Source organism: Pseudomonas sp. NPDC087626, from assembly GCF_044743405.1.
Classification (GTDB): Bacteria; Pseudomonadota; Gammaproteobacteria; order Pseudomonadales; family Pseudomonadaceae; genus Aquipseudomonas.
Genome location: NZ_JBIUWJ010000002.1, coordinates 44,977 through 59,573, shown reverse-complemented (window position 1 = coordinate 59,573; position 14,597 = coordinate 44,977). Strand labels below are relative to the sequence as shown.

At 61.9% G+C, this 14,597-nt stretch carries 14 protein-coding genes; 11 read left to right on the top strand and 3 right to left on the bottom strand.

What is annotated here, in order from left to right; translation table 11 throughout:
* Positions 1-3 precede the first annotated feature (3 nt).
* Positions 4-393 carry a 4-carboxymuconolactone decarboxylase gene (gene pcaC / locus ACIOVD_RS02000; RefSeq protein WP_095170119.1) on the top strand — a complete coding sequence of 130 codons (390 nt, stop codon included), beginning with the start codon at positions 4-6 and terminating at the stop codon, positions 391-393.
* Between the two features lie 49 nt (positions 394-442).
* On the opposite strand, the gene ACIOVD_RS01995 is transcribed toward pcaC, so the two are convergent.
* From ACIOVD_RS01995 to ACIOVD_RS01985, 3 genes are all read right to left on the bottom strand, one after another.
* The gene (locus ACIOVD_RS01995) at positions 443-1,183 is read right to left on the bottom strand and encodes an SDR family NAD(P)-dependent oxidoreductase (protein WP_401125790.1); all 741 of its coding nucleotides are present in this window, start codon (positions 1,181-1,183) and stop codon (positions 443-445) included.
* Between the two features lie 29 nt (positions 1,184-1,212).
* Positions 1,213-2,043 carry a shikimate dehydrogenase family protein gene (locus ACIOVD_RS01990; protein WP_401125787.1) on the bottom strand — a complete coding sequence of 277 codons (831 nt, stop codon included), beginning with the start codon at positions 2,041-2,043 and terminating at the stop codon, positions 1,213-1,215.
* A gap of 266 nt (positions 2,044-2,309) precedes the next feature.
* On the bottom strand, positions 2,310-3,023 hold the full coding sequence (locus ACIOVD_RS01985) for a FadR/GntR family transcriptional regulator (protein ID WP_095170122.1): 714 nt from the start codon (positions 3,021-3,023) through the stop codon (positions 2,310-2,312).
* A 284-nt stretch (positions 3,024-3,307) separates the two neighbouring features.
* Between ACIOVD_RS01985 and ACIOVD_RS01980 the strand changes: the two genes are divergently transcribed.
* The 10 genes from ACIOVD_RS01980 (at position 3,308) to ACIOVD_RS01935 (ending at position 14,590) form a co-directional block, all read left to right on the top strand.
* A complete protein-coding gene (locus ACIOVD_RS01980) occupies positions 3,308-4,549 on the top strand; it encodes a branched-chain amino acid ABC transporter substrate-binding protein (RefSeq protein WP_095170123.1) in 1,242 nt (413 codons plus the stop codon).
* A 59-nt stretch (positions 4,550-4,608) separates the two neighbouring features.
* The gene (locus ACIOVD_RS01975) at positions 4,609-5,550 is read left to right on the top strand and encodes a branched-chain amino acid ABC transporter permease (protein WP_095170124.1); all 942 of its coding nucleotides are present in this window, start codon (positions 4,609-4,611) and stop codon (positions 5,548-5,550) included.
* Positions 5,551-5,553: 3 nt separating this feature from the next.
* Positions 5,554-6,831 carry a branched-chain amino acid ABC transporter permease gene (locus ACIOVD_RS01970; protein WP_401125784.1) on the top strand — a complete coding sequence of 426 codons (1,278 nt, stop codon included), beginning with the start codon at positions 5,554-5,556 and terminating at the stop codon, positions 6,829-6,831.
* A complete protein-coding gene (locus ACIOVD_RS01965; RefSeq protein WP_401125782.1) occupies positions 6,828-7,583 on the top strand; it encodes an ABC transporter ATP-binding protein in 756 nt (251 codons plus the stop codon). Before ACIOVD_RS01970 ends, ACIOVD_RS01965 begins: the two co-directional genes overlap by 4 nt.
* Positions 7,580-8,302 (top strand): ABC transporter ATP-binding protein, encoded by a 723-nt coding sequence (locus ACIOVD_RS01960; protein ID WP_401125780.1) that lies wholly within the window; start codon positions 7,580-7,582, stop codon positions 8,300-8,302. The genes ACIOVD_RS01965 and ACIOVD_RS01960 overlap by 4 nt, the downstream gene beginning before the upstream one ends.
* A gap of 116 nt (positions 8,303-8,418) precedes the next feature.
* Positions 8,419-9,660 carry an OprD family porin gene (locus ACIOVD_RS01955; protein WP_401125778.1) on the top strand — a complete coding sequence of 414 codons (1,242 nt, stop codon included), beginning with the start codon at positions 8,419-8,421 and terminating at the stop codon, positions 9,658-9,660.
* 127 nt (positions 9,661-9,787) lie between these two features.
* On the top strand, positions 9,788-10,630 hold the full coding sequence (locus tag ACIOVD_RS01950) for an SDR family NAD(P)-dependent oxidoreductase (protein ID WP_401125776.1): 843 nt from the start codon (positions 9,788-9,790) through the stop codon (positions 10,628-10,630).
* A gap of 62 nt (positions 10,631-10,692) precedes the next feature.
* Positions 10,693-12,885, top strand: coding sequence for a thiamine pyrophosphate-dependent enzyme (locus ACIOVD_RS01945; protein ID WP_401125774.1), 2,193 nt, complete (start codon positions 10,693-10,695; stop codon positions 12,883-12,885).
* Complete coding sequence (locus ACIOVD_RS01940; RefSeq protein ID WP_095170131.1) at positions 12,882-13,367, top strand: VOC family protein; 486 nt, start codon at positions 12,882-12,884, stop codon at positions 13,365-13,367. Before ACIOVD_RS01945 ends, ACIOVD_RS01940 begins: the two co-directional genes overlap by 4 nt.
* Positions 13,367-14,590: a pyruvate dehydrogenase complex dihydrolipoamide acetyltransferase gene (locus ACIOVD_RS01935; RefSeq protein ID WP_095170132.1), complete on the top strand. Its 1,224-nt coding sequence runs from the start codon at positions 13,367-13,369 to the stop codon at positions 14,588-14,590. Before ACIOVD_RS01940 ends, ACIOVD_RS01935 begins: the two co-directional genes overlap by 1 nt.
* The last annotated feature ends 7 nt before the right edge of the window (positions 14,591-14,597 follow it).

The window sequence follows — 14,597 nt, the reverse complement described above, 5'->3', positions numbered from 1 at the left end:
GAAATGGACGAAAAGCAACGTTACGAAGCCGGCATGCAAGTGCGCCGCGAGGTGCTGGGCGATGCCCATGTTGATCGCAGCCTGGAACAGCTGACGCCCTTCAATGCGCAGTTCCAGGAAATGATCACTCGACATGCCTGGGGCGACATCTGGACCCGTCCCGGCCTGCCGCGCCATACCCGCAGCCTGATCACCATTGCCATGCTGATCGGGATGAACCGCGAAGGTGAGTTGCGCCTGCATCTACGTGCGGCGAAGAACAATGGCGTGACCCGTGATGAGATCAAGGAAGTCCTGATGCAGAGTGCTATCTACTGCGGCATTCCTGCTGCCAATGCGAGCTTCCATCTGGCCGAGTCCATCTGGGACGAAGTGGGCGTGGAGTCGCTGTGAAACTCCAGGCTTACTGACTGGCAGTAAACCTGGACTATTACGGTGTACCTCATCCCGCAATATACAACCCGCCATTCACATGCAGCACCTCACCCGTCATGAAGCTTGACCCGTTGCTGCACAAAAATGCGATCACCGAGGCGATCTCGCTGGGTTGACCCAGGCGTCTGAGCGGGGTTTGTTCTACCGAGTCGCTGCCACGGTTAGCGATCAGGTCCTGGGTCATTGGGGTTTCGATGATGCCGGGGGATACGGCGTTGACCCGGGTGTCCGGGCCCAGCTCGCGGGCCAGGGCACGGGTCAGGCTCAGCAGGCCGCCCTTGGAAGTGCCGTAGTGGGCGTTGGAAAACGCGCCACGGTGTGCGGCCACGGAGGTCAGGTTGACGATTGCGCTGTTGCTGCGCAGTGCCGGGATCGCCCGGCGGCACAGGTAAAATACGCCGTCGAGGTTGATGCCCAGGGTCTGGCGCCATTGCTCATCGGTCATTTCGCGAATCGGCTGCGACTGGTACAGGCCGGCCGATGGCACCAGGAAGTCGATGCCGGCGAAGCGCTCGACGGCCAGTTGCACGGCCTTGCTCGAGTCTTCAGGGTCGGCGGCATTCATCCGCAGAGTGGCGACGCGCTCGCCGCTGGGGTCAAGTTGCTGGGCGAATGCTGCGAGGCCGTCGCCGTCCAGGTCGGTGAGAACCATCGAGGCGCCGTATTGATAGAACAGTTTCGCCACTTCACGGCCAATGCCACCGTTGGCGCCTGTCAGCAGGAGGACGCGGTTGTTGAAGTCGTACATGGTCGGGGTCTCCGGAAGAATGCCAGGGCTCATGGGCCGAGAATGCGGGCCAGGTGTTCATGTTGCAGGTCAACACCGAGAAAGCGGCAGATCTGCACGATCTGGCCGTAAATCATGTGTTGCCCGTGGTGCACGCGGCAGCCGCGCTCGCGTGCCGCTGCCAGCAGGGCGGTATCGCCGGTGCGCATCACGGCTTCGCAGACCAGGGCATCGGCTCGTAGGGTGGCGGGATCCAGGGGCAGGGCGTCGTCGTCCTTGAGGCCCAGGGCGGTCGCGTTGATGATCACGTCGAAGTCCTGCGCATTGCCGTCGCTGCTGCTCAGGTCGACCTGGGGGAACTGCGCTCTGAGGCGTTCGAGCAAGGCTTCGGCACGTGCCGGGGAGCGGTTGTAAATTGCCAGTCGGGCCGGTTGTTGTTGGGCAATCGCCCAGGCAATCGATTTGCCGGCACCTCCGGCGCCCACCAGCAGCACCCGCTTGCCTTCCAGTCGGTGACCCTGCTGATGCAGCCCGGCGAGCATGCCCTCGCCATCGAAGTTGCCGCCGATCAGGCGACCGCTCTCGGAGTCGATCCGTACGGCATTGACCGAGCCGACCTGGCGCGCGGTGTCGGTCAATTCGTCGCAGTACTCAACGATGCTTTCCTTGTACGGGATGGTCACGACCAGGCCGCGCAGATTGGCGATGCCGGATACCCCGAGCAGCACTTTTTGCAAATTCGTGCCACGTACATGCAGGGGCACGCAGGCCAGGTCCAGGCCCTGGTTGGCGGCGCTGTGGTTGATCACTTGCGGGGTTTTTACGTGGGCGATCGGATCGGCAACGATGCCGATCAGTTGTGTCTGGCCACTGATGTGCATGGGAAATCTCAACGGTAGGGTTGGGGACGGGCGCTGGCGTCGCTTTCAAGCGGGGCAGGGCCGAAAAAGGCATCAAGCGCAAACAGCAATGGAGGAGGCTGGGCAGGTGCAGCGGGTCTGTTGGAAGGCAGATGGGCCAGTGAAGCCAGTCCTTGCAACAGCGCTCTGATGGGAGTCATGAGTATTAACCTGTCTGACATATTTTATTGTTGTCTGACAGGATGGTAGAAGGCTTGGCTTTTCGGTGTCAAGGTGCTGCAGGGGGATCAGGCCTGCAGGTACATGTTCATGCGCTTGGCGGCATTGCGCAGATGACGCTCGGCAGCTTCACCGGCCAGCACTGGATCGCGCGCCTGGATGGCCTGGAATATGGCCTGGTGTTCGTCCTGCACGTCCTGGATCAGCTCGTTGTAGATTTCCGCGGTGTTGCTGCGGGCCTCGCGAATCAGCCTGCGGACACTGTGGTCGAGGTACTCGTTGAGCGACTTGAAATGCGGGTTGTGCGTGGCCGCGACAATCGCCTGGTGGAACGCATAGTCCTCTTCGTCGCCGAGTTGGTCGTTGACCATGGCGTATTCCATGCCGACCAGGGCCTGGCGGATCTTTTTCAAGTCTTCAGGGGTATGACGCAAGGCCGCCAGGCGCGTGGCGCCGACTTCAATGGTGATCAGGAATTCGAGGATGTGCAGCAGTGCGTCTTCTTCACCGAGCGAGACCTCTTTCAAGCGAAACGCATGGCGCTCGCCGCGCTTGGCGACGAAGGCGCCCTTGCCCTGCTGGGTAGTGATCAACTCCTCGAACTTGAGTTGCGACAAGGCCTCACGCACCACCGCTCGGCTGACCGAAAACTGTTCGCACAGTTGCCGTTCGCTGGGCAGTTGATCACCGGTAGCCAGCCGTCCGGACTGGATTTCGCCACTGAGCCAGTGAACGATCTCCATGGGCAGGGGCTGGTAGGGGGGCACGTTGTCGCTTTTCATTGTTCAGTCCTCTGCCGAGAGGCAGCACGGGTACAGGTATCGAAGTGATGAGCTGCGATAGTGAAGGATTGAGTTGTGGTCTTACAAGTGTTTGAAAAAAATAATCTCGGGTTAGGCCGGCTGTTTTCAAGGCCTTCAAGTAAATCGATAAAAAATAAATGGGTAATTTTTGGCTTGGGTGCTTTGACTTCGGGGCATGGTTGACGTAGTTTTCGCCAACTGGTCAGACAAGATGTGGCTAATGTTCTACCAGACTGTAAATAACAATAAAAAACGAGGTTTCCATGCACACCAAGACCACGCTGCGTCTGCTCACCCTCGGCACGACCCTGTTCGCCGGTATCGCCTGCGCCGATCCTCTGAAAGTGGCGTTGGTGGAGACCCTGTCGGGGCCGTCGGCTGCCACTGGGCAAATGTTCCGCGCTGCCACGCGTTTTCAGATCGAACGCTTGAATGCCGAAGGTGGCTGGAACGGCGAACCGATCCAGCTCCTGGAGTTCGACAGCCAGGGTACCCCGGCGGGCGCTTCCGAGAAACTCAAGGCCGCCATCGGCAGTGGCGCCCAAATGATCGTTCAAGGTGCCTCGTCGGTGGCCGCCGGGCAGATCACCGAAGACGTGCGCAAATACAACCTGCGTAACAAGGGCAAGGAAGTGGTGTTCCTCAACGTCGGCGGAGAAGCGCTCGAGCTGACCGGCAGCAAATGCCACTTCTATCACTTCCGCTTCAACGGCAATGCGCCGATCCGGGTCAAGACCCTGGTCGCGGCGATGAAAGAGGCGGGCACCCTGGGCAGCAAAGTCTATTCCATGAACCAGAACTACAGCTGGGGCCTGGACATGGAGCAAGCCATCACTGAAAACGCCGCGGCTGGCGGTTATCAGTTGGTGGGCAAGAGCCTGCACGACACCCAGAAAGTCCAGGATTTCTCTCCCTACATCGCTCGCATCCAGGCCTCTGGCGCTGAAACCGTGCTGACGGGCAACTGGGGCAACGACCTGTTGCTGCTGATGAAAGCCAGTCGCGCCGCTGGCCTGAAACTACGCTTCGGCACCGCCTTTCTCGATCAGCCGGGCAACCTGGCCAATGCCGGCGACGTCGCGCTGGGTCACTATGTTTCCCATCCCTTCAACATCGAGGCCGCGGGCGAAGCGGGCAAGACCTTTGCCAGCGAGTACCAGGCCAAGACCGGTCACCTGCCTGCCTATATCGAACCGCAAACCGTATTCGCCTTGCAGATGGTCGGCAACGTGCTGAAAAAACTGCCGGCCGAAGACGGGCGTCTCAATACCCGCAGCTTCGCCCTGGCCCTGGAAAAAGCCAGCGACAGCAATCCGCTGGGTGATGTGCGCATGCGCGCCGAGGATCACCAACTGCTGATGCCGTTCGTGGTGTCGGTGGTGTCGAAGGAGGCTCCCTACAAAGTGGACGGCACCGACATGGGCTTTGTGCCGATCAAGTCGTTCAGCGCCGATCAGGCCGCCGCGCCTGTCCAGGATGCCTGCCGGATGCAACGACCCGAATGACCTGCGTGGCGTGCCAGCTCGGCACGTCTTCCTGTCCATCGCGAGCGCTGGAGTCGCCTATGGAATTCCTCACAGTCTCACTGCTTAACGGCGTGATCTACGGCCTGCTGCTGTTCATGGTCTCGGCCGGCCTGACCTTGATCTTCGGCATGATGGGCGTGCTCAACTTCGCCCATGCCTCCTTTTATATGGTGGGCGCCTACCTGGCCTACACCCTGCAGAAGTTTGTCGGCTTCACTGCTGCGGTGCTGCTCTCGACGGTGCTGGTGGGCCTGCTCGGGGTGATCGTCGAGCGGTTTTTCCTGCGCCGGGTGCACAAGCACGGTCACGCTCACGAGCTGCTGCTGACCTTTGGCCTGACGTTCATCATTGCCGAGCTGATCAAGTTGTTCTACGGCAACTTTTCCGTCGAGTACCGGGTGCCGGAGTTCCTCAACTTTGCTGCCTTCCAGGTATTCAGTACGGACTACCCGTTCTATCGCTTGTTGATGGGGGGAGTGTCGCTGTTGGTGTTTGGCCTGATCTATCTGCTGTTGACCCGCACGCGCGTCGGCATCGTCGTGCGGGCGGCAATCCATCGCCCGCAAATGGCCGAGGCGCTGGGGCACAACGTGCCGCTGGTGTTCATGGCGGTGTTCGGCATTGGCGCGGCGCTGGCCGGCCTGGCCGGAGCACTGGCGGGAGCGTTCTACACCACCAATCCGAACATGGCCCTGGAGCTGGGGGTGATTGTCTTTGTCGTGGTGGTGGTTGGTGGCCTGGGTTCGATGGCCGGGGCAATGATCGCGTCGTTGCTAATCGGGCTGATTTCTTCTTTTGCAGTCGGTGTGGATCTAAGCCTCGCGTCGCTCTTGGGCTTGTTCGGGGCGGGCGACTGGGCGCTGCAGATGGGCGGGCTGATGACCCTCAAGGTGTCCAGCGTGGCTGCAACCATTCCGTTTGCGCTGATGCTGCTGATTTTGCTGATCCGGCCGTCCGGGTTGATGGGCGAGAAGGGATAAACCATGAAACTGACGAAAATCCTCCTGGCGGTGTTGCTGCTGGCTTTGCTGGTGCTGCCCGCCATCCTGCCGGCGGCGATGGTCAATGCGGCCATCCAGATGCTCATCGCAGCCTTGTTTGCCTGCGCCTTTAACCTGTTGTGCGGGCAGGGCGGCATGCTCTCTTTTGGCCACGCGGCCTATTTCGGCGTGGGTTCGTTCGCCACGTTGCACGCGATGAACGCGCTCAATGGCGAAGGCCTGCTGCCAACGCCGTTGCTGCCGTTGATCGGGGCCATGGGCGGCTTTGTCTGTGGCCTGTGCGCCGGCTGGTTCGCGACGAAGCGGGCCGGGGTGTATTTCTCCATGATCACCCTGGCACTGGCCGAGTTGCTGCATTCCCTGGCCCCGCACCTGAGTACGCTGTTCGGCGGCGAGGCCGGTATTTCGTCGATGCGCACGGCGGCCTGGGGACTGGATTTCGCTGATGCCAGCCAGGTGTACTACCTGACGCTGGGCTGGGTAGTGCTGTCGATCGCCTTGCTCTACGCCTTCACGCTGACCCCTATGGGACGCTTGACCTTTGCCCTGCGCGAGAACGGCCATCGGTTGCAGTTCCTGGGCTACAACGTGCATCGGCTGCGGGTGTTGGTGTTCGCCTTGTCGGCGATGTTCGCCGGGATTGCCGGGGGCTTGCAGGCACTGAACCTGGAGTCGGCCAACTACGTGCTGTTCGACATGCGGTTTTCTGCCGAGGTGGTACTCAACACCTACATCGGTGGCGTCAACGTGTTCCTCGGCCCGGTACTCGGCGCAGCGTTGATGACCTTCTTTGGCAATGCCGCCTCCGACCTCACGCAATCCTGGTTGCTGTATCAGGGGCTGCTGTTCGTCCTGGTGATGATGTTCATGCCCAGCGGCCTGGCCGGGCTGGTGCTGTGCTGGACGGCGCAGATTCGTCGACGCGGCTGGCTGGCAATGATCCCGGCGGCACTCGCGTCGTTGCTGAGCGCGGGGTTGTTGAGCCTGGCGGTGGTGTTTGCGATCGAGACGTTGCAACGGGTGTTCAGCCAGGACTATCAGGCATTGCTGATGGCGGATCAGGCCTGGCCTGCAATCAGCCTGTTCGGCCGCGAATGGCTGCCGGGTGCGCCGCTGACCTGGAGCATGCCGCTGCTGTTGGGTGGCGTGGGGCTGCTGGTGCTGAAGCTGGCCCGCCGGCAATGGCTGCGCCTGCTGGACGATGAACCGGCGGCCGCGTGCGCCGCCCTCAGCCCTCGGGTCGAAGGAGAACAGCCATGAGCGGTGCGATCCTGCAATTACGTGATGTACACAAGTCGTTCGGCGAGGCCCACATCATTCGTGGTGCGCAGCTTGAGCTGCGCGCCGGCGAACGCCACGCGGTGATCGGGCCCAACGGGGCGGGCAAATCGACCCTGTTCCATTTGATCTCCGGGCAACTGCAGCCCAGCAGCGGACAGATCCTGCTCGGTGATGAGCCGATCCAGGGGTATTCGCCAGAGCAGATCAATCATCTGGGCTTGTCGCGCTCGTTCCAGATCACCAACATTTTTCCCGGGCTTTCGGTGTTCGAAAACCTGCGCATCGCGGTGATGCGCAAACACCAGATGCAGTACCACTTCTGGCGTTCGATCCAGCGTTACCCCGAGGTGCGCGCCCAGACCGAGCAACTGCTTGAACAGGTGCGGCTGCAGGATAAGCAGGCGGTGTGCGCGGCCGAACTGTCCTACTCCGAACAGCGCGCCCTGGAGATAGGCATGACCCTGGCCTGTGACCCCCGGGTGATCCTGCTCGACGAGCCGATGGCGGGCATGTCCCATGAAGAAACTGACTACGCCCTGAACCTGATTCGCGAGGTGACCCAGGGACGTTCACTGCTGATCGTCGAACATGACATGGACGTGGTGTTCTCCCTGTGTGACCGCATCAGCGTGCTGGTCTACGGCGAAGTCATCGCCACTGGCACACCGGACCAGATCCGCGCCGACCGCCGTGTACAGGAAGCCTATCTGGGTGAGGAGCAATGCGCATGAACCCGACCTCGCAAAACCTGCTGTCGATCAGCGACCTGCATGTGCACTACGGCAAGAGCCATGTGTTGCATGGCGTCGACTTGAACATCGCGCACAACGAAGTAGTTAGCCTGCTAGGACGCAATGGCGCCGGGCGTTCGACCACCATGAAAGCGGTCATGGGCCTGGTGCCGCCCAGTGCCGGCAGCATCCAGTTGGCGGGACGGGAACTGACGGGGCTGCGCCCGTACCGGATCAGTCGCGCCGGCATCGGTTTTGTCCCGGAAGAGCGCGAGGTGTTCGCCAATCTGAGCGTTGAGGAAAACCTGCGCATGGGCCAACAGGCGCCTACTGACGGCGCCACGGCGTGGACCGTCGAGCAGATGTTCGACTACTTCCCGCGGCTGCGCGAGCGGCGCAACACGGGCGCCGGCAACCTGTCAGGGGGCGAACAGCAGATGCTCACCCTGTGCCGTTCGCTGCTGGGTTGTCCCAAGGTGCTGCTGATCGATGAACCCACCGAGGGCCTGGCGCCGAAGATTGTCGCGGTGGTTGCCGAGGCCATTCGCGACATTCACCGGCGCGGGGTATCGATCCTGTTGGTGGAGCAGAAGCTGACCATCGCCCTCAAGGTCTCCAGCCGCGTGTGCGTGATGGGCCATGGGCGGATCGTCTTCGAGGGCACGCCCCAGGCACTGACCGCCGACCCGAACCTGATGAAGGAGTGGCTGGCGGTCTGAGGCCGCCACCGCGTTCAACCGGCAGGTCCGACTGCCATTTTCACGCTGATCCCGTGGCGGCCCTTGTGCCTGCCAGGGATCGCTGCATCTGCAATCCACCAGGAATAACAATAACAATGAGCCTATCCAGACACTTCACTGTTCGACCGTTGCTATTGCTCAGTACTTTGCCGGGCTTGGCCTTGGCCCAGGAGCAAGGTTTCATCGAAGACGCTACGGCCACCGTGCAAATGCGCAACTTCTACTTCAACCGCGACTTCCGTGACAGCGGCGCTGCCAAGGCCAAGAGCGAGGAGTGGGCCCAGGGCTTCTTGCTCAACGCCAAGTCCGGCTACACCCAGGGCACGGTCGGTGTCGGTGCCGATCTGATCGGTCGCCTCGGCGTCAAGCTCGACAGTGGTGGCGGGCGCGGTGGCAGCCTGTTGCTGCCCGCCGACGGCAATGGTTCGGCCGATGACTTCTCCAGCCTGGGAGCGGCGGTAAAATTGAAGGTGTCGAAGACCGAACTGAAAGTCGGCGAACTGCTGCCGACTCTGCCGATCCTCCAGTACAACGATGCGCGCCTGCTGCCGCAGACCTTCCAGGGCGCCATGCTGACTTCCAGGGAAATCACCGGCCTGACCCTCAACGCCGGGCAGATGCGTTCGTTCACCCAGCGTAACTCCAGTGACCGTGAAGACCTGTTCATCGATGGTCGCGCATTCGCCACCTCCGATCGCTACAACTACCTGGGCGGCGAATACCGTTTTAATCAGGAGCGGACGATGGTCGGCCTGTGGGGTGCGCAACTGGAGGACATTTACCGCCAGCGGTACATCCAGTTCACCCACAAACAACCGGTCGGTGCCTGGACGCTGGGCGCCAACATCGGCTTGCTGGATTCCGAGGAGGAAGGCCAGGCCAAGGCGGGGCAGATCGACAACCGTTCGTTCTACACGGCCCTGAGTGCCGGCGTCGGTGGGCATACGCTGATGGCCGCTTGGCAACGCATGTATGGCGAGGATGGCACCATCTGGTTGAGTCCTACTACCACCGTGCTGCCCAGCGATATCCAGGTGCGCAATTTTGCCGCCGCCGAGGAGAAAGCCTGGCAACTGCGCTACGACTACAACTTCGCGGCCCTGGGTGTGCCCGGCATGAGCGCTTTCGTGCGCTACGTCAATGGCGACAATGTGGCGGTGGCCGGGGGCAATGGTGGCAAGGAGTGGGAGCGCGATTTTGATCTGTCCTACGTGATCCAGAGCGGGCCCTTGAAGAACCTCGGGTTGCGCTGGAGGAATGCCATGGTGCGCTCCAATTTTGGTCCGTCAGTGGACGATAACCGGCTGATTGTCAGCTATAGCCTGGCGCTGTTCTGATCGCTGCGGCGAGGTAATTTTGAATAAATTCCTTTGACAGACCCAGGGCCGCACGTTAGTTTCTGGCTACTGGTCTGACAAGTTAATCTAGATGTATGACCAGACAAAAAATACAAGTGAGAACCTCATGTCCCATCCAGATCACTCTCCCATAACTACCGAACAGCAACAGTCCGCTGCAGCCGTTTTCCAACACAGCGCCTACGCCGGTATTGCCGGCAAAGTCGTGGTAGTGACCGGTGGCGGTAGTGGCATCGGCCTGGCACTGGCCGAAGGTTTTGCCCGCAACGGCGCACATCTGCTGTTGATCGACATCAACGCCCAGGCCATGGCAGACGCCAAGAGCGCGTTGCAGCAAGCTTTCCCGGCGACACGGGTGGAATGTTTCCAGGCCTCGGTCACCGACGAAGTCGCGGTCGAGGCTGCCTTCGCTCACGCCAAGGGGTGTTTCGGGCGTATCGATGTGTTGCTCAACAACGCGGGCGTATCGATCAACAAACCGTCCCTGGAAATCACGTCCACCGAATGGCGGCGGGCGATCGAAATCAATTTCAACAGCGTGTTCTTCTGCGCCCAGGCGGCGGCCCGGCACATGATCGACCAACAGGGCGGGGTGATCATCAACACCTCGTCGATGTGGGGCGTGTCCCATTCCGCGGATCGCACCGCGTACTGCGCGACCAAGGCCGCCGTGGTGTCCATGACCAAGTGCCTGGCTGTGGAGTGGGCCCGGCATGGCATCCGCGTGAACGCCATTGGTCCTGGCTATACCCGCACTCCGCTGGTCGAAGAGCTGCAGCGTGCCGGGCGCCTGGACGTCGAGGCGCTGCGCCAGCGCACGCCTTTGCAACGCCTCGGCGAGCCGGGCGAGATGGCTGAGCTGGCGCTGTTCCTGGCGTCTGGCAGTGCAACCTTCATCACCGGGCAAATCTACGTGTCGGACGGCGGTTGGACCGCCAACGGCTTCTAGTTCGGCCTCGTTGTGCCGGCCCATCGTGGCCGGTCGATTGACGTTATTTGTGGAGAATTGAAATGCCGAAAAGTGTTGCCTTGTCACCGGCCTCGCCATGGGTCGAGCTCAGTTCCACCGACGCCGACTGGAAGCAGGCCGACCCTGCGTTGCTGGGCACCATGCTCAGTCAGTTGCACCTGATCCGTGCCTTTGAAGAAACCGTGCTGGAGTTGGCCGGCGAAGGCCTGGTGCATGGTCCCGCGCACTCCAGCATCGGTCAGGAAGGGGGGGCGGTAGGTTCGATCGTGGCGCTGGGCGCTGCGGATGAAGTCAACGGTTCGCACCGTGGTCATCATCAGTTCCTGGCCAAGGCGCTGGTGTACCTGATGCCCGAGGGGATCGATCCGCAAGCGCCGGTCAGCGCACCGATCCAGGACCTGCTGCAACGCACCCTGGCGGAAATCCTTGGCCTGGCCCAGGGCTTCTGCAAAGGCCGTGGCGGTTCGATGCACCTGCAGTGGGCCGAGGCGGGTGCCTTGGGTACCAACGCCATTGTCGGCGGCGGCGTACCGCTGGCTGCCGGTGCCGCCTGGGCCCATCGACATGCCAAGACCGACACCGTGGCGGTCACCTATTTCGGTGACGGCGCGGTCAATATCGGCTCGGTGCTGGAGACCATGAACCTGGCGGCGGCCTGGAAACTGCCGCTGTGTTTCTTTATCGAGAACAACCTGTACGCAGTCTCCACCACGGTTGACGAAGCGACGGCCGAACCGCGCCTGTCAGCACGTGGGCTGGGCTTCAATATCCCCAGCTGGAAGGTCGATGGCATGGACCCGCTGGCGGTTTACCTGGCCATGCAGCAGGCGCTGGCGCACATGCGTGCTGGCAATGGTCCGACGGTCATCGAGGCCGATGTGTACCGGTTCTTCCATCAAAATGGTCCGTTCCCCGGCAGCGCCTTCGGCTATCGCAGCAAGGAAGAAGAGCAGAGCTGGCGCGCCCGCGATCCGCTGGAGCGCCTGGCCCGGGAGATGAAAAAGCGCCAGTTGATTGACGATGCCGGCCTCGCCAACCTGCGCGAAACCATCAAGCTGGCAATGGCCCAGGCGGCGGCTGCACTGCTGGAGGCCGACCCTGCCGGGAAACCGGGCAAGCGGCGGATTCGTCCCGAATTATGGCCTTCTCCAGACTTTCGCGACGTCGGTATTCGCGGCGACCTCAGTGAGCTGGCCGACGCCCGCACCTGTGAGCAGTCGAGCTATCGCGGAAGTCTTGAGCAACGCAAGTTCATCGACGCGATCGCCGATGTGATGAACCGACGCATGGAAACCGATGACAGCATTGTGGTCATGGGTGAGGACGTGCACCGTCTCAAGGGCGGTACCAACGGCGCCACCCGTGGCCTGAAAGAGCGTTTTGCGCAGCGCGTCCTCGGCACCCCGATCAGCGAGAACGCCTTCTGCGGGCTCGGTGGCGGCATGGCCCTGGACGGCCGATTCAAACCGGTAGTGGAGTTCATGTACCCCGACTTCATGTGGGTTGCCGCCGACCAGGTGTTCAATCAGATCGGCAAGGCCCGGCACATGTTCGGTGGACAGAGTGACGTGCCGCTGGTGCTGCGTACCAAGATCGCTATGGGCACCGGCTACGGCTCGCAGCACTCCATGGACCCGGCCGGGATCTACGTGACCAATCCGGGCTGGCGCATCGTTGCGGCTTCCACGCCGTTCGACTACATCGGCCTGATGAATGCCGCGTTGGCCTGCAAGGACCCAGTGCTGGTGATCGAGCACGTCGACCTGTACAGCCATAGCGGAGAAGTGCCGGTGGATGACCTGGACTATCAGATTCCATTCGGCACCGCTGCCGTGCGCCGTGAAGGCCGCGACCTGACCATCCTCACCTACCTGAGCATGGTCGGGCACTCCCTGGAAGCGGTGGAGCAGACCGGTATCGATGCCGAAGTGATTGACCTGCGTTTCCTCGATCGTGCCAGCTTCGACTGGGCCACCGTCGAGGCCAGTATTCGCAAGACCAACAATGTGCTGATCGTCGAGCAGGGCGCCCGGGGAACTTCCTATGGTGGTTGGCTGGCAGACGAACTGCAGCGCCGTTGTTTCGACTGGCTCGACCAGCCGATCCAGCGCGTGACCGGCGGCGAAGGCTCGCCGAGTATTTCCAAAGTCCTGGAGCGCGCCGCTTGTGCCCGCACCGAGGAAGTGATTGAAGGCCTGCAACAGGTCATCCGTGAAAAAGGGGCACACCAATGAGTATGCAGATGCTGGTTCCAATGGAAGTGGGGATTTGCTGCGTCGATCTCCCGGCCCTCAGTCGTTTCTACCAGGACGTGCTGGGTTTTACATTTGTCGCCCAGGTGCAAGTGCCGGCGGCGGCCGCGCAACAGGTCGGCCTGAGCGAAGGCGGCTACAGCGTGGTGCGGCTACAGACTCCCTACGGCGAACGGATCAAGCTGCTGGCGCCGGAGCGCGCACCGACCCGGCAGGAGCCCGGCTTGATCCTCGACCGCCAGAATGCCAGTTACCTGACGTTCATTGTCGAAGACATCGCCAGCCTGGTGGCCGGCCTGAAAAGTGCCGGCGCGAGTTTTTTTGCCGGCGACGCGCCGATCCAGTTGCGTCCTGACGTCAAGGCGCTGTTCTGCCGCGACCCGGAAGGCAACGTGCTGGAGCTGGTGGAATACGCAGACATCGCCGCCTACCGTCCCGACCTGTCAAGCCTGCGGAGTGTCTGATGGCCAAGCTCTTACATATGCCCGAGGTGTCGGCCAACACGACTCACGCCGCGATCCAGAACTGGACCCTCAAGGAAGGCGACGCGATTAACGCCGGTGATTGCATCGCCGAGATCGAAACCGAAAAGGCCCTGGTCGAACTGGCGGCCGAAGAAGATGCGGTGCTGGGCAAGATCCTGGTCGAACCGGGGCGCGAAGTGGCAGTAGGTGCGCCGATCGGGGTGCTGTTTGCCCGCGGCGAAACCGATGTCGATATCGCTGCGCTGTTGGCCAAGGCCGGTGCGCTGGCGGCGGCCAATGAGCCGGTGGTGGAGGAGGCGCCTGTGCGCCAGGTCCGCGCTGAGGTGTCGCCGCTGATTGATGCGCCCACCCCCGGGCGAGTCTTCGCCAGCCCTCTGGCTCGCCGCCTCGCAGCGGCCAAGGGCCTTGACCTGACGCGCCTCGAGGGCAGCGGACCGAACGGGCGTATCGTCAAGCGCGACGTTGAAGCGGCGACCGTTGTCGCTGCAGCGCCGATACCTGCGCCAACGCCGGTATCGACCAGCGATTTCGATGAAATCCCCCACAGCAGCATGCGCAAGACTATTGCCCGCCGTCTGGTGGAGAGCAAGGCCACGGTCCCGCACTTCTATCTTGAGCTGGAATGCCGGATGGAGTCCTTGCTGGCCTTGCGTGAGCAAATCAACCAGAGCGCCCCGAGGAAGATTTCGATCAACGACTTCATCGTCAAGGCGGTGGCTGTCGCGCTCAAGCAAGTCCCGGCGATGAACGTGACCTGGACCGATTCGGCGCTGCGCCGCTACCACCATGCGGATGTCTGCGTGGCGGTATCCACCGACAGCGGCCTGATCACGCCGGTGGTGCGTAATGCCGACAGCAAGGCCCTTTCGCAGATCAGCGCGGATGTCGCGCAGTTGGCTGGGCGCGCCCGCGACGGACGCCTGCGCCCCGAAGAATACCAGGGCGGCAGTTTCACCATCAGTAACCTGGGGATGTTCGGCGTCGAGCAGTTCAGCGCCATCATCAATCCACCCCAGGCGGCAATTCTGGCGGTGGGTGCGGCGCAGCAAAAGCCGGTGGTTGAAAACGGTGAGCTGAAGGTCGGTGCGGTCCTGCGCTGCACCCTTTCGGTAGACCATCGCGCCGTCGATGGCGCGTTGGCGGCGCAGTGGCTCGCCGTGTTCAAGGGCCTGCTGGAAAACCCGCTGGGTATGCTGATCTGAGGGAGTT